General features: G+C 46.3%; 16 protein-coding genes and 1 pseudogene. 1 reads left to right on the top strand and 16 read right to left on the bottom strand.

What is annotated here, in order from left to right; translation table 11 throughout:
- A partial coding sequence (locus J7E85_RS13145) for a transposase (protein WP_215158452.1) occupies positions 1-203 on the top strand: 203 nt, incomplete at its 5' end.
- Between the two features lie 107 nt (positions 204-310).
- On the opposite strand, the gene J7E85_RS13140 is transcribed toward J7E85_RS13145, so the two are convergent.
- From J7E85_RS13140 to J7E85_RS13065, 16 genes and pseudogenes are all read right to left on the bottom strand, one after another.
- Entirely contained in the window at positions 311-4,054 is a 3,744-nt protein-coding gene (locus tag J7E85_RS13140) for a non-ribosomal peptide synthetase family protein (protein WP_215158450.1), read from the bottom strand.
- Positions 4,055-4,094: 40 nt separating this feature from the next.
- Positions 4,095-5,867, bottom strand: a complete 1,773-nt coding sequence (locus J7E85_RS13135) for a methyl-accepting chemotaxis protein (protein WP_215158447.1) — start codon at positions 5,865-5,867, stop codon at positions 4,095-4,097.
- Positions 5,868-6,411: 544 nt separating this feature from the next.
- Positions 6,412-6,750: a bacillithiol system redox-active protein YtxJ gene (gene ytxJ / locus J7E85_RS13130; protein ID WP_215158445.1), complete on the bottom strand. Its 339-nt coding sequence runs from the start codon at positions 6,748-6,750 to the stop codon at positions 6,412-6,414.
- Positions 6,751-6,888: 138 nt separating this feature from the next.
- Positions 6,889-7,884 carry a hypothetical protein gene (locus tag J7E85_RS13125; RefSeq protein ID WP_215158443.1) on the bottom strand — a complete coding sequence of 332 codons (996 nt, stop codon included), beginning with the start codon at positions 7,882-7,884 and terminating at the stop codon, positions 6,889-6,891.
- Positions 7,833-8,345 (bottom strand): RNA polymerase sigma factor, encoded by a 513-nt coding sequence (locus J7E85_RS13120; RefSeq protein WP_353049494.1) that lies wholly within the window; start codon positions 8,343-8,345, stop codon positions 7,833-7,835. Before J7E85_RS13120 ends, J7E85_RS13125 begins: the two co-directional genes overlap by 52 nt.
- 238 nt (positions 8,346-8,583) lie before the next feature.
- Positions 8,584-9,313, bottom strand: a pseudogene (locus tag J7E85_RS13115) (class I SAM-dependent methyltransferase).
- 27 nt (positions 9,314-9,340) lie between these two features.
- On the bottom strand, positions 9,341-10,228 hold the full coding sequence (locus J7E85_RS13110) for a YwqG family protein (RefSeq protein WP_215158441.1): 888 nt from the start codon (positions 10,226-10,228) through the stop codon (positions 9,341-9,343).
- 76 nt (positions 10,229-10,304) lie between these two features.
- Complete coding sequence (locus J7E85_RS13105; protein WP_215158439.1) at positions 10,305-10,760, bottom strand: hypothetical protein; 456 nt, start codon at positions 10,758-10,760, stop codon at positions 10,305-10,307.
- A 220-nt stretch (positions 10,761-10,980) separates the two neighbouring features.
- Positions 10,981-12,123, bottom strand: a complete 1,143-nt coding sequence (locus J7E85_RS13100; protein WP_215158436.1) for an efflux RND transporter periplasmic adaptor subunit — start codon at positions 12,121-12,123, stop codon at positions 10,981-10,983.
- Positions 12,124-12,147: 24 nt separating this feature from the next.
- Positions 12,148-13,026 (bottom strand): carbohydrate ABC transporter permease, encoded by an 879-nt coding sequence (locus J7E85_RS13095; protein ID WP_215158434.1) that lies wholly within the window; start codon positions 13,024-13,026, stop codon positions 12,148-12,150.
- A 15-nt stretch (positions 13,027-13,041) separates the two neighbouring features.
- Positions 13,042-13,923: a carbohydrate ABC transporter permease gene (locus J7E85_RS13090; protein WP_215158432.1), complete on the bottom strand. Its 882-nt coding sequence runs from the start codon at positions 13,921-13,923 to the stop codon at positions 13,042-13,044.
- Positions 13,916-15,310, bottom strand: coding sequence for an ABC transporter substrate-binding protein (locus J7E85_RS13085; RefSeq protein ID WP_215158430.1), 1,395 nt, complete (start codon positions 15,308-15,310; stop codon positions 13,916-13,918). Before J7E85_RS13085 ends, J7E85_RS13090 begins: the two co-directional genes overlap by 8 nt.
- A gap of 250 nt (positions 15,311-15,560) precedes the next feature.
- Positions 15,561-16,700, bottom strand: coding sequence for a hypothetical protein (locus tag J7E85_RS13080; protein ID WP_215158428.1), 1,140 nt, complete (start codon positions 16,698-16,700; stop codon positions 15,561-15,563).
- On the bottom strand, positions 16,697-18,154 hold the full coding sequence (locus J7E85_RS13075; RefSeq protein ID WP_215158426.1) for a sensor histidine kinase: 1,458 nt from the start codon (positions 18,152-18,154) through the stop codon (positions 16,697-16,699). The genes J7E85_RS13080 and J7E85_RS13075 overlap by 4 nt, the downstream gene beginning before the upstream one ends.
- A 3-nt stretch (positions 18,155-18,157) precedes the next feature.
- A complete protein-coding gene (locus J7E85_RS13070) occupies positions 18,158-18,856 on the bottom strand; it encodes a winged helix-turn-helix domain-containing protein (RefSeq protein ID WP_215158424.1) in 699 nt (232 codons plus the stop codon).
- Between the two features lie 92 nt (positions 18,857-18,948).
- Entirely contained in the window at positions 18,949-20,385 is a 1,437-nt protein-coding gene (locus J7E85_RS13065; RefSeq protein WP_215158422.1) for an N-acetylmuramoyl-L-alanine amidase, read from the bottom strand.
- Positions 20,386-20,404: the final 19 nt, after the last annotated feature.

Below are 20,404 nucleotides of genomic sequence, written 5' to 3'. Positions count from 1 at the left end.
GCTATGCGTTGTCGGTGCGGCTGGTCGAACCGGAGAGTGTATTTGGGCAGTTGAAGAATAACCGGGGATTCCGGCGATTTCTGCTTCGAGGACTGACGAAAGTGAGCCTAGAGGTCGGATGGCTTTCGCTTGCCCATAATCTGCTCAAGCAAGAGGCAACAGACCGAAAAGCAAGAAATGGCGGTGCAAGGATAACATCCTGAGCACCGCCATTTCTTCATTTGAAACATTTTTTAATCGGACGAACCGTCCATCAAGTGAGCAAACCTACTTATGGGACAGTTCCTTCATGCTTGCTGCCTACATACCGTTATTCCGTGTTCACGAAATATCCAATACCAGCGGCATACTCTATCATTTTTTCAAATAACAGCCTGTCCGGTACAGCGCATTTCACTCCTGTGTGCTTAAGGAATTCCGATGTTTGCGGACAAGTATACCGGTAGATGGAATTCTTCGCTCCGTCGCCTTCGAACTGTGCCATCGCCAGCTCAAGGCCTTCCTTATCCTTCGGCTGCTGCGGATCCAATAACCATGCCTCGTATGCCTTCCAGTCCATCACTGAAATGTCATATCCATAGGCTTTAAAATGCTCCACCATGTCATCATAAGAAATGGCAACCGGGTTGCAGATATGGAACACTCGCCCGACCGTTTCTTGCTGAAGCAGCAGAGCGGTAATGGCTTCCCCGGCATAGTTAATCGGTGTAATATCCACTTCCCATCTCACGCCAGGCGCTTTCTTCAACAGCAGCATCGCTTTCAGCATGCGGTAAAAAGCGTTGTTGTCGATGTTTTTCTGGAAAATTCCGTTCTCCGAGTTACAAGACAAATTCCCCACGCGATAAACCGCTGCCGGGATGCCTCTATCTGCACTGGCTTTAATGACCAGCTTCTCTGCCTCCAGCTTGCTGTTCGTATAGACATTCTCGATGATCGACTCTTCATATCCCGTTCCGGCAACGATGGCATCCCATTGACCACCCATTGCCAATTCTTCAGGGATCCCAAGCGTAGATATAAAGTGGAAGCGGATATGCGGTCTTTTCTGAGCCAAAGCCAACAGGCGGTCCGTACTCTCCACATTCACTCGCGCAAAATAGTCGGAATCGCCAAAATGCTTCACTTCAGCTCCGCAATGAATGATGGAATCGATGCGCGCTTCAATCAATGCACGGTCTTGGGCTCCGAGCCCGAGAAACTCCTGCTCCAAGTCGCCCTGAATCGCGATCACCCTTTTATCCATACGAGTCTTGACCTCTTCGCCAAAATATCCGGTCATGATCTGCTCAAGGCGAGCATAGGGCTCCATCAGCTTCGACGGTCGAACCAGGCAGTACACGGTAGCGGTCGATTGTTTCAGCAGTTCATTCAGCAGATGTGATCCCAAATATCCCGTCGCGCCTGTCAGCAAAATATGCTGCTGGGTATAGATGGGTTGTCCGGAACCCTGGTTAATAGGGAATGAGATCGGATACTCAGCCAAATCCTGAATAGGAAGATCCCTATTCTCTGTTTGATCGGATGGAATCGTCTGCTGACCCAGTTCCTCTACTCTCTCCGCCAATTTTGCAATCGTCGGATAAACAAAGAAATCATTGATCTTCAACTGTGGATATTGCGGCTTAAGAAGCACCAGAATCTCCAGGATTTTCAGAGAATACCCGCCAATATCGAAGAAATCATCGTGGATGCCGATTTTGGTTTGTCCGAGTGCTTTTTCCCAGGCTGCAGCAATATCCCGCTGAATATCATTAACCGGTGCCTCGTAGTGGAAGTCATCCTCTTCCATCTCCATCGACAATTCGTACAATGCCAGCTTCTTACGGTCAATCTTACCGGTCGGGGATAGTGGCATCTCTTCTACGAAACACATGTATTTAGGAACCATGTAACTAGGTACTTTCTGACTTAAAAATTGCACCAAGTCCTTAGCGGAAGCTGCCTGTCCATCATGGGTCGTATAGAAGGCCGCTAACATTTTGGTTCCGTCCTCGTCCATTCCCGGAATGACCGCGATGTCCTTTACGCGTTCATGCTTCGCCAGATTATCTTCGATCTCTCCAATCTCGATCCGGAAGCCTCTGATCTTCACCTGTGAATCTTTTCGTCCCCGGTATTCTACTTGTCCGTTCGGCAGCAGGCGAACCAAATCTCCGGAACGGTAATATTGTTTACCAGATTCCGGTGTTAACGGGTCCAGAATAAAGGCTTCTTTGGTTTTCTCAGGCTGCTTTAGATACCCTTTGGCTACGCCGACCGAGCAGATCAGCAGCTCTCCGGTTACGCAGGTTGGACATAACTCATTATGTTCATTCACAATATACAATTCATAGTTGGCAAAAGGCGTCCCGATATACACGGTGGCCAGATCGTCCGGAACCGCATAATTCACGACATGCCCTGTTGCTACAACCGTCGTTTCTGTTGGGCCGTACAGATTCACGATTGGAATCTGCAGCTTCTTCTGGAACATACGAACGGTTTCTCCGGCCAGAGCTTCCCCACCGACCACGATCGTTTTGATATTACGGTATTTGTGAGTATCTTCCATAGGCAAATACGCTGCCAATTGATTAAAAAACACCGTAGGCAGTATCGCGACACGCGTTGCATTGGTTTCTGCCACAGCCTCCGTAAAGGCGTCTATGGAGAAACGCTGCTCATCGGAGAGAAGATGCAGTCGTGAACCGCAAGCCAGCGATCCGAATATATCGTAAACGGAAGCATCAAAGCTGAAGGTGGAATATTGAAGAATGATATCCTGTTCACTCATCTGTAATTTCTCTTGATTGGCCAGTGCCAAATTCACGACGCCTTGATGGGCGATTAAGGCACCTTTCGGTTTGCCTGTTGAACCGGAGGTATAGATGATGTATGCCAAATCATCACCTTCAACGCGGACGCCACAGGCTTCATCCGAGTACGAAAGGAATTTATCATCAAGACAGAAGTATTCTGGCTTCGGTTGAAAACCAGCCAGGAGCCCATCCAGCTTTGCTGTGAAATCCTGATGTGTAAGAATGATCGCCGATTCGGTATCCTCGATAATATAGGCATTTCTTTCATCTGGATGTGATGGATCCAGCGGGATATAGGCTCCACCGGCCTTGAGCACACCGAGCATACTAACAATCGTATCCAGGCCCCTTTTCATAAATATCGAGACGAATTGGCCTTTACGCAGCCCCTTGTCTAGAAGCATATGTGAGATTTGGTTTGACAACCGGTCAAGCTGTTCATACGTTACTTGCTCATGATTCGACGATAGTGCAATTCTCTCCGGAAATTTCTTCACAATGGAAGCAAGCATTGACACAATGGTAGGATCCTCCGGCAGCTCCTGCTTCGTGTCATTGAGAATCGTGTACGCGTTCCGGTCCTCTTCTGTCAGCATAGGCAAATGGCTAACCGGCATGTCCGCATGCTCAAGAGCCGCGCAAGCAAGCAGCTCAAAATGCCTGCTGAATTTTTCGATCGTTTTTTCTTTATACAAAGGACGCGCATAGGATACATAGAGTGTCCACTCGTCCTTCTTCTCTTCCTGAACCATCCAGTTCAGCCCGCTGGAACTATAGGCATAACCCTTCCCGTTACTTCCATAGACCGTTTGGAGAGTGAGCGATTGACCGGTGAAGCCTTCTATATCCTCAAGCAAAAAGCTGCTTCCTTCAATCTGCTCCATTTTGGCGGAAACTTGCTCATAAATCTGTGCGAATGAATCGCTACCGCTTAAGTTAACTCTCAGCGGAAGGAGATTGCCCTTCTCATTGTTCACGCCGATCAGCAAATCGGTATCGTGCGTCATTCGGTACAGAAATACGACATAGCTTGTGAGCATCCATGCCCTCATGTCATATGAATCGCGGAACTGCTTGATCTTACCGGTTTCGATACGAAGATTAATCGCCATATGATCAAGCTCTTGCTGCTGAAGATGCGCTGGACCATCGGTGTACAGATAGAATCCCGGTAAAGGTAGCTGCAGTTCATTCAACCAATATTCTTTGCCTTGTTCGATCATCAATGTTGTATTCAAAGGTTTCAGCTCCATCTTTTTTTCTCTACTGCTTCTGTCCTCGTAGTACTACACACTACACATGCAATTTGTTTACAAGGGCCTCCAGCTCAGCGGAAACCTGGTTAATCTGCTCCGCAGACTCGAAGATTTTGGCAAAGGATGCCTGCTGTTCCTGGGCACTAATCCGGATCTCACCCGACACGGACGAGTTTCTCTCTGCGAGCTCAGCCAGTTGTTTAATCGCTGCCGTAATCTGTTCGGTCTCGGCAACCATTTGCTGGGTAGCTGCAGACACCTCTTGAATTTGACTGGTCACTGTATCGGTTGCTACCAGCATGCCTTTAAACAGCTCACCGGTTTCTTTGACAACCTCAATTCCCTTGGCGACGTTTTGTTCCCCTTCGCTGATGGCTTCTACCGCAGATGCCGTTTCATCCTGAATGTATCGAACCAATTCAATGATTTGGTCTGCAGATTTTCTTGATTCCTCCGAAAGTTTCTTAACTTCGCTGGCAACCACAGCAAAACCGCGGCCCTCTTCGCCCGCTCTTGCCGCTTCGATACCGGCATTGAGTGATAACAGATTTGTCTGAGAGGAAATTTCGGTAATAACCTGCACGATCTGACCGATCTCATTTGAACGGTTCTGCAGCTTTTCGATGATATTCACCGAGTTTTTAACCGAATGATCAATCGAATTCATCTGTTCGATCACCTGCTCCACATTGTGATTACCGCGTTCCGATTGCTCCTTCATATGCACGGATATCTCGGAAAGATCCGATGTATTGCCGGCAATCGTTGATACGCCAGATGAGATTTCCTCAAGTGAAACCACGCTTTCGGTAATGGAAGTGCTCTGCAGCGCGACTCGTTCCGACATTTCCTCCATATTTTTAGTAATGGCGGAAGACTTGTTATTATTGACTTCGACAGCCGAGAAGAGGAATTTAGACTGCTCTGCAGAGTGCTCCGATACCGTTTTGATCGTTGTGACAAGTTCATTAATTTGATTAACGGTCGTATTGAACTTGGCATTGACCTGCCCGAGCTCATCATCGCTAGCTTTTAATTGGACGGTAAAGTCACCTTTGCTTAGCTTGTCCAGCGCCCCCATTAATGCTTGGATCGGTGCGAAGGTACGTCTAATGGTGAAGTACTGCAGCGCTAATACAATCAGCAAGGTAATCAGCAGCGCAAAAACCGTATTGGTGATCAATGCCTGTTTCCCGGAAGCGATTAAGCTTGCATCCACGTCGATCCCCATATAAGCAAAAATTTCGCCACTCGCATCCTGGAAAGGATGCAGCACGGTGATCCAGGTACCATAATTATCTTTATAGCCTTTGGTATAGACGGTTTTTTTCGTTTTCAGCATCTCTCTTACGGCATCGGCATGAATATCCGGTTGTTCGTATAAGTCGCCCAGATTCAAATCTTCTTCGGCAAACATATCGAGCACTGCCGTCGGCATGGCAATAATCGAGGTCTGGTTGCCACCCTCGAGCTCCGGTCCAAAAATATAGCCTTGTGCAATATTGGGATGACTTAGGGATAGTTCATCAAACGTTTTGGTAAGTTTTTTTTGGATATCCGAATTGCGATCGGTTGCCCCTTTAACCGCTTGAGCATCTTGCACCGATACGGACTTAACCAAGGTATCCATAATTTTTCCCGAATCGGATTGCAGTTGCTTCGTCAGTACGCTGTCCTGAATATAATAGCTTGAACCAATCACGATGACACCCGTAATAATGATATACAGGCTCGTCCATAACATGTTTCTTGTAACAATACTCAGATTCTTAAAACGCAGTCCTTTTGAGAACGTTTTTGGCTCACTCACTTGGTGTCTCTCTCCTTTGATATCTCTTATGTATTTTCCATATAAAATAGGGAATTCTTTAGCGAACCTGTCGCATCACCTACTTTCCTGGAAACTTTGAATATTTCCGGAATATTTCATGAATACATTACATTTTTCAAAAATGTTCATCTTGAATGAACAGCGTCCCCCCTCCATCAATATTCTGACATAGGCTCACTTCACAAAATGGTCTTGTTAAGTGAAATTCCAGTTCAATAGATCCATATTCACGTTATGATTCCATAACCATTGCATCTTTTGTACTATTAATAAATCGGCATTTCCTCTTATTTTTTTAATACTTTAGTAATATTTGAGTGCAAATCAGTCCTGTCTTCCGACAATTTTTTGAATTTTTCAGTGCTGCTATTGCCTTAAACACCCGCTCTCAGCTAGTTTGGAAACGCAAAAAAAAGGCGACATTCCGTTAAGTCTGGTGACTTTGGAATATCGCCTATTGATATATTGAGTTTACCTGCAACTAGTTATGGTATCCGTCTTCTCCATTATCTGTCTGCTGATTTCAGTCCAGAACCGCTGTGATGTGCGCAGACGTAACCGCCCAGTGTGAAGCCGTCCAATATTTCGCTTGATCCTTCACACAGATAATTTGCGGCGATTCATGCTTTACGTTCAAATCCTCGGCGATTTTATTGGAAACCGGCCGGGACTCGATGACTTTAACCAGCGTATAATCCACATCGCCGTTTGGTGCCTTTTTCAAGTAAGATTCAAACTCCGAAAGAGCATTAGAGCTAACCGGACAAGTCGTACTATGCTTCAAAATAACTTGGCCACGCTCGGAAGATTTTTTCAGAATCGTTTCCCATTCTTCTATTGTCGTAATTTCATTCCATTGCATGTGATTTTCTCCCCTTTGATGTGATATAACTCATTGCTTTTATTATATAACTAATAGCTATTATACACGTAAACTCGACTAGTTTTCATGTTTAGAGTTCATCTTCAACCGATCGAATCTTATTTAAACCCCATATCATTAGTCAATAATCATGCTCTCTGCCATTGCCTTCAGGTCATTCTTAGTCATTAGACCTTTTACATTTACCATAATGGTATACACTATACTTCGATTACCGTCATACCAGGATATCCAATCCTCGCCATTCTCATGGAGATATATAGCTTCAACATGTTTAAGCCTTATTTTCTCGGAAGTCGCATCCGGAGACTTAGGTAAGCTTGCTTTTTGACCATACCCCGCCGTGATCGTTACAGCCGTGCTGTTATTGCCATGTGATAAATATAAAAAGGAGTTGAAGGCCTTCGACCAATTCAGCTTCTCTACAAACAACTTCTCACCACTGCTGGATGATTCGGCCTGATTCATCAATCTTTGTTTTAGTGCATCGTATTCCACTCGATCTTCTTCTCCAAAGCGTGCCGGTCCAAAAGGAAAAACTTGACCATAAGCGAATTTCATGCCCTTGGGAAGATAACCAGGCACCTCTAGGATGGGGGCCGAGGTACGAACACGCTCTTTTTGAAAATCCTCATAGGAACGATAGGCTATCGGTTGATATCCAAATTTTATAGAATTCACCGTGTCATACCCGTTGCCCTTATTAATGTAATCATCCTTGATATAATATGCGGCCAGCTCTCCGGGCTTCAGCTTGGACAGTACCCTTGTCCTGTATTCCTCCAGTAGATTGCTCAGTTTGGCTGGTAGCGCTGATGACGATGGATCGGTTGTTTTAAGAACGATTTCCCCCTTGCTATTAAAAATTTGAATATGCCCGGTTGCTGCATACGCAGTGAACGAGGCAAGTAATATAGACGAAACCATGATAGACATTACGGTTTTACGCTTGAAGGATCGGAGTCCTGAACGTCTTTTATGCTGATGGTCCTCAATATCTTGACTGACTCTTGAAACAAATTCAACATCACGAAAATGATCGTCCGGTACAGAATGCTGCCTCAACTCTTCGATTGGATCAACGAGGTTTCCCATTGTTCTTCCTCCTGCCATTTATTCATTGCATCCTTCAGTCTTTTTCTGATTCGGGTTAGTTTTTTTCGGACGGCTTCCGATGACTTTCCCGTTATTTCACCTATTTCTGCATACGTCTTGTCGTGAAACGCGTACAGAATTAATAAACTTCTGTCCTGCACCGTAAGATTCACCAGGGCTCTCAATAGCGGTTCGCTGAATGTCCCTCTTAAATACTCCTGCTCTGCGCTTTCGGCGAAAATCTGCCCTTTCCACAATCTTCCGAGCTTCTGCGATAATTGCCGTCGGTGGATCACATTCAGACAATGATGGTAGGCTATCTTGTATAACCACGCGTTAAAGCTGACCGAAGGCTTATATTTTGTGATCGATTTATATGCCTTCAAGAAGATTTCTTGTACCGCGTCCTCCGCTCCCTGTTCGCTACCCAGAAGCCGGCAGCAGTATATATACAATTGCCGCTGGTACTCTCTTACGATAGGAATAAATGCCTCTGCATGCCCATCCTGAGTCTGTTGAACATATTCTTCAATCGTTTCAGCGTTGATGATCCTTCCCCTCCTCTCCTGAAACTTGGATACCTATATAACCATGCAGCAAACGAAAAGCGGACTTCATTCGGAATAATCGGCCCATTAAATATATGGCGGAGGCCATATGAGCATAAAAAGAACCGCGATGGACGCGGTTCCCCTTTGAATATGTATGGATTCCAAGTTACGATTTATTAGATTTCACAATCAAAAAATGAGGGTTTGTCATCAGGCGATCAAACCATTTGGCCACCCATTCCGCAGCTTCCGGATTGTCCTTATGCGCTAAACTGGGCTGCGGCTCGACGATTTGTTCGATTCTAAACCGAGATGAAGTTACGTTGATAATTTCTTGAATCGGTCTTCTATAGAAAGTAACCTCTACGGGTCCAGACTCCTGTTTGTTCCAAACCTCCGTCAATAACTCACGGGCAAAGTAGTCTGGTCGGTCAACATGTTTAACATCCATAAAAGGATGATGAACGGAGAAAATCAAACTTCCACCAGGTTTTAGCACTCGCTGAAATTCGCGAAAGGTCGGCGCCCAATCCTCGATGTAGTGAAGCGTCAATGAACTTACGATAAGATCAAACGCCTCATCTTCAAAGGGCAGGTCTTCGGTTATATCGCATGCAAATACAGTCGCTTCATTGCCGACTCGTCTCTTACAAGCTTCTACCATCGCCGGGCTCAGATCGACCGCTGTAACCCGGGCCCCCTCGTACAATAAATTGCTTCGTATACCACCCTGCGGCACAACCAGCATCTAGGACGGTCATTTGCTCCATATCCGCCGGTAATACTTTGAGCATGGCTGGCCTTTCGTAATAAGCATTATGTCCGCTCTGCGAATCCACATGTCTTTCGTAGTCTCCAGCCAGCTTATCGTATGCCTCAATGACCTTCTCCTTCATGGATCATCCCCCCCCCATTTCCTGCGCTCAGCTTGAGTACAGCGAACAATATGTGCGTTCGAAATTTCTGGCCAGCAAGTCCTCTTTTCGGATGAAAAATTGCAGTTCACCCGCATCCCACCAGCAAAATCCTATCTCGTCGTCCGAATCGATGGCCAGCAACAGTAGTGTATCCCGAATCTCCTGCTGAGCCTGTTCCGCATTGCCGCCGAAATGATCGGCAATCTTCTGGACAGCCGCCTCCATGGAGTAATTGTACTCTGTTCCCGTTAACAGCATTAAAGCAGCCTCGTGCTCACAATCTCCATGCTGGGTAGAAGGGTAGCCAAAGATCGTTGCGATATCGTCAGATTCTTGCCCCGTTAATTGATGACACAGATCCTCGTAAGATTCAAAATCATGCTCATCATCCTCGACAAGCTCATCATCCACATAAGCGTAATTCGGGGGCTCAAGTGTGGCTCTTGCTTCAATACGGTAGCCTGCGAATTCTTCATCTAACGCGGTCCCCTCAGGCGCCCGGCCTCGACTAGCGGCCGCTGTCTGATCCTCGGCCAGATACAGCACCCGGTGTTCAATGTTATAAGCAGGTTCATCAACGCCAACGAAGAAATACAGCACTCCGCTATGCGGAAGTGAAGCCGTGGCGTCGTGAGCTGCCAAATCCCTCAACTGCAGCTGGGCCAAAAACGTCATCGGTGTTCCATCCGAAGTCAGCGGCCACTCCATTCCTTCAGGAAGATCGGGATCTCCGCCAATCCGTGAATTGCACGAGCTGGCATAGTCCTCCTCTCCCTGTTTGGATAAACGTATGCCTTGCCTAGTATGTTCGATCAAATAGTCTGCTGCATGTTCAAATTCGTGCTCTTGGATGATATTTTGCATCTTGATCAAGTTGTGTTCATTTAGCTTCATAGTCTAGTTCCTCTTCTTTTCAATGAATTAGAATGTGATCGGAATTACGATAATGTCCGGGAATCGTGATCTTCCTCTACTCTTCCTTAAAGAGATCTTCAATGATCGACTTGTCATAGCCATTAACCATCCTGTAGCTCCAGGAATATTTTTTATGCAATCTTCTATTCAGAGACATCTGGATAATATTCGGTTCCGTAAAATATATGGCAAAGGGAGTGTACTCGACATTAACCCATATCCTGTACTCCGTACCTCTTGCATAATTTTCAGTCCTCCATAGTTTCGCATTGGAGAAGCTGTTAATGATGCGATCAATAGTGGCCGGATCGGTAATTTCCACACTATTTTCATCATTGTATGGACTGCCCATTTTCTCAATTCTTATGTAACTAATCTTCTCTGTATCATAAACCTGATCGCTCATCAGCTCTTTAAAGGAAGTACTGGATTGAATCAATGAATAGACGACTCCAGTCAGTACGATCAATGCAACGACAATAAAAAAGACTCGCCATGACCTGTCACTCATCACGATTCCATCTTGAAAACCTAAGGAATTCGGGTTTTCTCATAAGCGTATTTTTCATATCTCCCTCCATTGCACATAAATAATAAATAAGTTCCCCTCATTATAAGCTTAGCACCTATCACTATATAAACTCCATAAACCATGCTTTGGTTGCCGGATAATTTAACATCTTTTGGTTTGTACTGTCAATCCTATTTTTCTGGCTGGCGACATCCTGGTGTTAGTTCTGGTTATATACGTTAACACGCGCTCCATCCATAATAAGATCGCTGCTGTCCACGATGATTTCCTGTTGATCGAACAGACCACCGCCAACGGAGGTGGTCTGGCTGTTGGAATCGGTAATTTGAATTGATGTGCGAACAGCATAATATGCATTGCCGAGAGGGCCTTGCGTTTCTTTTACGGTGTAGACATAAGCGCCCTCGCTGTCCTTGTGAACGGCTTTATTCGGAATGAGAATCCCTTCGCTGCTCTTAGTTTTCACGATACTGATCCTCACTTGTTCACCCCCGGATAGCCCACTGCCTTTTAATTTAACGAACAAACGTGTCATGGAACTGCTTGATTTCTCAGCGTCGTCGTCAACATCGGGACTGAGCGAGTTCATCTCCTCTTCTATCCTATCAATCTCACCCGTAATCGACGGTTCTTCCTTGCCTTCAAGCGTGATGTTATCCAGAATATCCCCTACGCTCAGCATGGCAGCGATACCTGACGGTACGTACATTTCTAACCCATACCCTTTTGCCAAATGGCTCATCGTGATATCCGGTTTCCCGGTAGGACCTAATCCCTCCATCGCACCAATCTCCATAACGATACCGTCAAAAGGGGCTGCCATCTGCTGATTAACTGAAAGCGTATGTTTCAGGTTCTCGATCTGCTGCTGTTGTGCAGCAATATCAAGCTTTGCCGTTTCGAACGCGCTGGATGCACTTATAAGAAGAGACTCATCTTCTTCCTGCATCGCTTGAATGACATTATATTCGAGAAGTTCCATTGATAGATTCAGCTTCTTCAGAGCAGACTGCTCCACAGCAATCTGCTGCTTAACCTCACTGCCATCATATTGTATAAGAACTTGTCCTTTACGCACCATCTCACCTTTTTTAACGAGCACCTTGTCGACTTTCCAGCCCGAAGGATGGATAAGTTCCCTCTCCTCCTTTGGATTTATCGTCGATCGGCCGACATAGGAATGAACCAGCGAGCCTTTGTTTACCGATGTAATCACTACCTTAGGCAGCGTCAAGGCTTGTAGGGTGTTACCTGCAAAAGTCAGTATAAGCAGAAGACCTGTGAACAGTCCGGCTGTTATGCTAACCTTGCGTTTTCTTGACCGGGAAATTACCTCTTCCAATATCCATCACTCCTAGTACTGAAACTAACCTTTTATGCCCGACAATTGAACGCCTTCAATAAAATAAGACTCGGCATACAGGAATAGAAGAATCATGGGTGCCATATACAATGCCGATGCGGCAAATCCGATTCCCAGTGCGTCTTTGTTGATCTGTGCAAGAAATAGAGACAACGGCTGTTTATAGGAATCTTGCAAAAATATGAGTGGCTGCTCGATCATGTTCCAATAATCGACGAATAGTAAAACCATCAGCGCTGCCAGCCCGGGCCTGACCAGCGGTAGAATGATCCGCCGAAAGATCACCCATTGTCCCGCTCCGTCCATCATGGCAGCCTCGGAATAGGCTCCCGGTATATGCGCCATAAATTGCCGCATCATAAAGACGCCAAAGGCTCCAAAGATGCCGGGCAAAATAATGGCGGCGGTATGGTTCATAAGTCCAAGCTTGTCTATAACGATATAATTCGGAACAAGCGTTACCTGAAACGGCATAAGCATGGTCATTAAATAAAGCATGAACAGCTTATCTCTTCCAGAAAACCTGAGCTGGGCAAAAGCGTAGGCTGCAAGCGAGCCGACAACGGTTTGTCCGGCAACGATCGGTACAACCATGCTGACCGAATTCCAGAACATCATCAGAAACTTGGTGGATAAGATCAGCACCTCGGCATACTGGCCGAAGGAAACCCAATCGGGAACGATCTTTAAATTGACAAATCGATCTTTGCCGCCCTGGGATACGTCAATCATTTGACCGATCAGTCCGTAATTTCGCCCGATCTCTTGCTCCGTCATAAGGGAGTTCGTCAAGGTAAGCAGTATCGGCACAAGCATCAGGATCGCCGCTGCGCCGAGCAGCAGTGTCAACATCAACCTTGGAATCCACTGTATTTTGTTCATGCTGTTCCTCCCGGGTCAACCCAAATTATCGCGAAAACGTCGTTCTATACTCAGTAGTCCGGTTACCAGAAACACAATGCATGCGACCATAAGTGTGGCAGCCGTCGTCAGCTTCTGAATATCCAGGGAGAAGAACATGTTATTCATATAGTGCTGCATCATATAGATGCGATCATATGGATATTCACCTGCCAGCAGGTACGTCTCCCGGAAGACTTTAAACGAATTTATGATGGAAATAAGAACGACGAAAAACATCGTAGGTGTTAAGTAGATGAATGTAATGTGGAATAATTGGCGCACTCTGCCCGCACCTTCAATTTGTGCCGTCTCGTAATAATCCTTTGGAATAGACTGCAGACCGGCCAAGAATAGAATCATGTTATAGCCGGTATTTTTCCAGATGTACATCAGGATAATGACGCTCATCGACCAATCGGATTGCATCCAATCGATCCGCTCTTGATGGAAATGATGTAACCAGGCATTCAGTGACCCATTCCAATCGAATAGAATCTGCCAGAACATGACGATGGATGCAACCGGAACAACCAGCAGCAAAATAAACGAACTTCGGAGCCAATTGCGTATGTATAATGACTTGTTCAGCAATAAAGCCAGCAACAGGGATAACGTGATAAGCAGTGGAACGCCGATGCAGGTAAAGAGCAGCGTATTCAGCGATGCCGTACGGAAAGAGCTGCTCCCAAGCACTTCCTTGTAGTTAGCGAACCCGACAAACTCTCCGCCGAGCGTTCCGTCCGTGAAGGAATCGTAGATGCCCATCAAGAAAGGAATGATATAAAAAACTGCAAACCCGATCAGGCTTGGAGCCAGAAACCATATCGCCTTGACTCCGTCGCTGCGCAGGAGCGTTCGTACCGAATTCTTATTCATTCAGGTACGTAGTCACTTTATTTTGAATAAGTCCGGCAACATCATTGGCAGATTTCTGCCCGGTAAAGTAGGCGACGGTATCCTTGATGATGGTATCCCGCACTTTGTCTGACTTGTATTCCACCTTATGGATGGCGCCGTTAACAAAACGCTCCAGTTGATCCAGTTTGGCTTCGTCGACTTTAAAGATAAGTCCTTGAAGAGGTCCCTCCTTATATGCCTGCACCTTTCCCTCTTCCTTCAATTGCTTAATCTGTTTGGCAAATGCGTTCTTGTTGATCGGAAATCCTGCCTTCGTAGGTGGTGTCTGTATCTCCTCTGACATCATAAAGGTAAGGAAATCCCATGCCTCCGCTTGTACCTTTGAATTTGCATTGATTCCAACGTCCCGGTATGTAAGGAAATATCCTCCGGCCGGTTTATCCGAGTCATGCGGTTTGATGAACAATGAGATATTCTCCCCATATTCCCGCAGGGAAACCAGATAATCCCATGGTGAATTGATCTGTATGTTTCTAAAATAAGCACCGTTGCGGTAATCTGTATTGATGATATGGTTGACATACATCGTTTTGACCTGATCCATTAGTGACATAAACCTATCGATATCGAATTGAGCTGTACCGCTGGCTTTATCAACATATAAGGAATAGTTATCCAATACAATATCGGCCAATAAGTTTTCGGGACTGCCATAAATCAATGCGGACGAATAGCCATTCGTTTTGGTGGCCACCAGTTGATTAGCGATCTCCGTAAAATCCTCCCACGACCAAGCTTTATCGTCCACCTTAATACCAGACTTTGTGATTGCGTCCTCGTCTCCAGCGAAGCCCATCAGAAAGAACGAGAGCGGCATGCTGTACAGCCCGTCATCTGTTCGTACGGCATCCAAAATATTCGTGAAGTAATCTTCCTTCCTGAGCGATGAATCTTGATCCATCATCGTCCCGAGATCCGCCAATAGATTGTGCTTCACGTAGTTATCGGTAGGTAGCAAGTCCATTTGGAGCAAATCAGGACCTTTCCCCGCGAGCATCGCCGTATTGGTCGTCGTAATGTATTTCTCCATTTCAGCTTCCATATGGGCGTCGTCGGTTTCCACATACTCCAATTTGATTTCAATATTCGGATGAAGCTTCTCGTATTTCTTCTTCGCAGCCTGAAACCGCTCATCTAGAAAAAAGGTCGAGAATACAATGGTCTTATTGCCGCCTGTATTGGAATCTTTCTCATCTGCTCCGGCACCCGACGCGGCCTTATTTGAGTCCGTTGAAGCATCACTCCCGATGCTTGTCCCGCTATCGCTTGAACTGCCGCTCCCACACGCTGTTAATGTAAAGACAAGAGCGCAGCACACAGCCATCCATAATCCGAACTTCTTCATCTCTTCAACTCTCCTTCTTGGGTTCAATATGTCGAAACTTTATTCTTGACCAAATCATGTCTTGCGCTCCTTTACTCTGCTTTTCGGCCTGCCCAATACCTCGGACTCCTACCAATATAGAGTGACGATGTCGCCAAAACTTCATCTACTTGTAAACAATTTGTCAACGAAAAAGCGGCAGACCGAACGTTTATCGTTCGGTCTGCCGCATCATGGAGTAAATTTTATCGAATTCGGAGCTATCTTCGACTTACTCGAATTCTATTATAAACGGCTGATGATCTAATGATTCGACCACCTTGGGTCCTTGCTGTTTGGAATAGGTTTTTCGCCCATGCACGAGAAGTCGGTTATGATCCGGGCTCCAGCTCATCTCGGACGGTATGATCCCATGATAGATTGGTTCTGCGTTCAGTATATTCTTGCCTTGAAGCTTGCCTGCATAGAGTGTATCCTCCCCGTTCTGGGAATATGCGACAAACTTACGATCCATGGAGAACGCAAAGCTATCTATCTTCTCCAACAGGATGGACAGCTCGTGATTCCGGCGGTCATACTCGTACAGGATTCCCTCCGCTCCCAAGAATACAAATTGGTCGTTATTCAACCAGGCGATCTGGTCGCTTCCGATTTCATGCTCATATTGAACATCAATCCCGCTGCTGTTTACCGTCCCCAACGCAACACTGAGGCCTTGACTGTATTGATCCATGACGATCAGCGCCATCCGGCCATCATCCGAGATGATAGCCTTCGTTGGAAAACCCTCCGTTTCATGACCTTTCAGCCGATAAACCTGAGCCTTGTCTAATTCCTTGTCATAAATGCCGATGCCGGTTTCCCTATTTTTTGAATCCAAGACAAGATAAGATATGAATTGACTATTATCCGACCACGTCGGTTCTTCAAACCATAGCTGCTGATTGGAAGTCGACGTAGCTTCGAGGTTCTCTTCCTCGCCACTCGGGTAGGCGATCAATTTCAATGATACACCTTCATTCGACTTGGAAATGGCTGAGATATATTTTCCATTAGGGGACAATGTGTGAGGGAACTTATTCAGTTCCATCTCAAACAACGTATCAGGACGATCGTAAGGGGGGGATAAGCGCTGCATATTCAGCTTGCCCCGATCAGATGCTCTCGTTTCATAAACGAGACGGATCACTGACTCGGCAGATGCCCATCCGAGTAATTCAGCTTGATCTGTAATGTATTCAGGCAGCCGATAAATCGTCTTTACCTGGAACGGCCGACTCCCCTCATCCACGGTATGGATATCTTCGGTGCTTGGTATGATGATGGTCTCTGATTGCAGTCCGCCTGCACATCCGGACAATAGCGTCATGACAAGAGCAGCAAACCATAATCTAAACCGTTTAAATGTCATTGAGCTCCCTCCGCATTTACATAAGGAATATCCACATAGACGACCGTATGAGACTTCTCACTGACGATACGGATGGTTCCGCCGTGATCATCGACGATGGATTTAACGATGCTGAGCCCCAGCCCAACGCTGCCCTCTTCCTTCTGCTTCTGCCCGCCCGAATAGAATGGCTGAAACACTTTCGCAAGCTGGTCCGGCGGAATGGGGTCTCCGGGATTATTGAAGATATAGCGGACTCTTCCGGCAGCAAGTTCAGCCTTGACGGAGATTACCGATTGAGCGGCGCTATATTTGATGGCGTTATCCAGAAGATTAATGAAGAGCTGGCGCAACCGGTCAGGTTGACCAAGCACGAATAAGTCATCTTCGATTTCACTGAAAATGCTCTTCTTATACCTCTTGGCCCGAAACGACATCGAGTCGCATACATCGCTCAGAATTTTCCCTGAATCTACAAGCTCCATATCCTTGTCACCAGCATTGTGCTGCGACACCTCCAGCAATTTCAGCACCATGTTATGCAGCCGCCGGCTCTCTTCAACAATGTGATTCATGCCCTTATCGAAGAACTCCCGGTCGTCATCCCCTTTCTCCCGAATAATCTCGGCATAACCAAGAATGGACGTCAGTGGCGTCTTAAGCTCATGGGTGACATTGTCGAAAAAACGTTTTTCCTGATCGTTAAGCTCCTGAAGGCGATCCCGATCACCCTCAATCGTGGAAATCTGGCTTCCGATCCGGTCAATCATGTCATTGAAATTCAAAGCCAGCTCGCCAATTTCATCTCTTCGCCGGAACGGGATTCGAACATCGAGATTCCCGTTCTTCACTTCCGTGGAAGCCCGGGTCAGCTTCACTAATGGAATGGTGATATGCCGGGATAGCATATAGGAGAATAGGAATGCCGCTCCAAATATGGCGAGCGCGATGTAGAAAATGATGTCCATGATGCGCCCGCTTTGTTCATAGAGCAGGGTGAAATCTTTGGTAAACCTCAAGATGCCCACCTTCACTCCATCGATGATAACCGGGTATGAATATAGAACGGTTCCGCTATTCCGGCCATAAGTGATGGTATAAGCCGTTTTACCCTCGATCGCTTGCCGAAGATCCTCGTCCGACTGTCCGGAGAACTCTCTCTGGTCTGATGAGAACAATAACTTGCCATCTACGGTGTAAGCACTAACATGGCTTGATGTCGCATGATTCAAATCATTCACCATTTCCTCGGCCATCTGTCCGAAATAAAGCTTATTATTCGTGAAATGGTTGATAAGAAATGCTTGCCTTACGTATATATTGCTGTTGTTTTTGAGTCCGACCAGATCCGACTTTACGATCTCCTGATTGCTTGTCCGAATGATCTCCTTCACGGTCTGATTGAGTACGAGGAACGATAGGCAGAAGATCAGAAAAAAACCAACAATAAACTTGGCTCTGATGGTCCGGATCATATCTTATTCCGCCTGCTTCTCGAATTTATAGCCGATGCCGAATACAGTTGTGATCAAATCGCTGGCATCCAGCTTTTTGCGTAGCCTTTGAATATGCGTATCCACGGTACGTGTATCCCCAATAAAATCATATCCCCAAACCAAATCCAGCAGTTCCGAACGCGTGTAAATCTTCCCCCGGTGACCGTACAAGGTCATGAGCAGGTCAAATTCCTTAGGCGTGAGATCAACCAAGCTGCCGTCTTTCTTGACCAGCCGCTCCTCCGTTACGATCTCGATGCCTTTAACACGGATCACGGCCTCCTGAGCCACTTCCCTATCCCCGTGGTTCGCTTGGTCCAGCCGCCGGAGAATGGTACGAATTCGGGCAACAACCTCCCTTAAGTCAAACGGCTTTGTGATATAGTCATCGGCACCAAATTCAAGTCCGAGCACTTTATCCGTGATGTCGGATTTAGCGGTTATCATGAATATGGGAAGGTTATAGTTCGCGGTTACTTTTTTGCATATATCGAGTCCGCTCTGATCGGGCAGCATCCAATCCAGAAGGAGCAAATCGGGAAGAAATGACTCAAGTTCCCTTAAGCCCGCAGCTCCGCTGGCCGCAATACGGGTTTCGAAACCCTCCATGTTGAGACCATAGGCAAGCAAGTCGGCAATCGGCCCCTCATCTTCGATTATGAGAATTTTTGTTTTTTTCATGAAGTCTCCATTCTTATTCCATAGGCCTATTTGATGAATCGATTTTAGCATATACCGTTGACAAATGATAAGTCTGATCCAATACAAGCTTACTAAGACTGCGATTCAGGCAAATGCAGCAGTTCCGGGACCGTGACGAATGAGTAGCCTTGATCTTTCAAATCCGGTATTAACAGTTGGAGTGCCTCCAGCGTGTTGGCAAGATGGTTCTTGCCGTTTGCGGTATGCTGAAGAATGATGCCTCCAGGCTTCAACTGCTTGTGGATGATTCCCATGATCTCCTGTGCGGGCAGACCTGACCAATCCATCGTGTCCACGGACCAGTTCACGATCGCTAAATCCATATTTTGTATAGCTTCCACTTTGTCCTCATCCAAAGCGCCATAAGGCGGCCGAAACAAGGATGGACGATAGCCGATAATGTCGTTCAGTTCATCCTGCGTATTCTTCACCTGATTCAGCGCTTCCTCCATCGATAATTCTGTAAAGTTGGGATGTGACCAGGAATGATTTCCTATGACATGACCTTCCTCTTGAATCCGCCGCACAGTCTCAGGATGGGCCTCAGCCCGGTTTCCCAGAATGAAAAAGGTGGCTTTAATATCGTTTTCCTTCAGGATATCAAGGATTTTGGGCGTAACAATGGCATCCGGTCCATCATCGAATGTAAGTGCGACCTGTTTACCGTCCTGGGCTGATCCATTAAAATACACCTTTTTCTCCATAGACTGATTCCCACTTTGCGGAGTGCCGGATGATCTTTCATCTGATTCACCGTTTGCTTGGTGTCCAAGCGAGAGTTCCTGCGATTCCGCAAAATAGTCCTTGAGCCCATCAACAATAGCTTGTGCGGCAAGATCTTGACCTTCATTGCTCAGCAGGAAACGCTCATCCTCCGCATTGGTGAGATATCCAACTTCGATAAGCACTGCCGGCATCGTGGGCGTAGATAGCACTTTTAACTGTTCTTCCTTGATCCCGCGATCACGAAGGCCAATTCCCTTCACCAAATGCTCCTGAAGGGTTTGGGCCAAGGGGATGCTGTCCTCGTGTCGGTACAAGGTTTCCGTACCCGATGTCATGGGGTCCGTATAGGTATTGCCATGAATGGAAATCATCACATCCGCATTCCAATCATTCGCCTTGGCTGCCCGTTCATCCAATTCAACGAATTGATCATCCGAACGTGTCAAGAGAGGTTCAAACAAAGGGTCCTCCTCCAGGAGGTCAACAACCCGCCCGGCAAGAGATAGATTGAACAATTTCTCATATGCACCGCTTACTCCGGTAGCTCCCGGATCTTTTCCCCCATGACCGGGATCGATTACGATCCGATACGTTTTATTAGGATTAGTCGCAGCAGGAAGCGTCTTATAGGTCTCTGCAAGTCTAGCAGATGATGCCGGCACCAACTCTACCGTTGATGAACCGACGTGCCATGCCAATTTGAAGCCGACAATAAATAGGATTGCAATGAATAGAATAAAGAAGACTCTGGTAAACTTCTTGTGTTTTTTGTGATAGATCATGGTTCCTCCTTCTTAGGTG

This window comes from Paenibacillus sp. ISL-20 (assembly GCF_018613005.1).
In the GTDB taxonomy this organism is placed as follows: Bacteria; Bacillota; Bacilli; order Paenibacillales; family Paenibacillaceae; genus Paenibacillus_AQ.
This window is presented reverse-complemented; position numbering and strand designations above follow the sequence as displayed.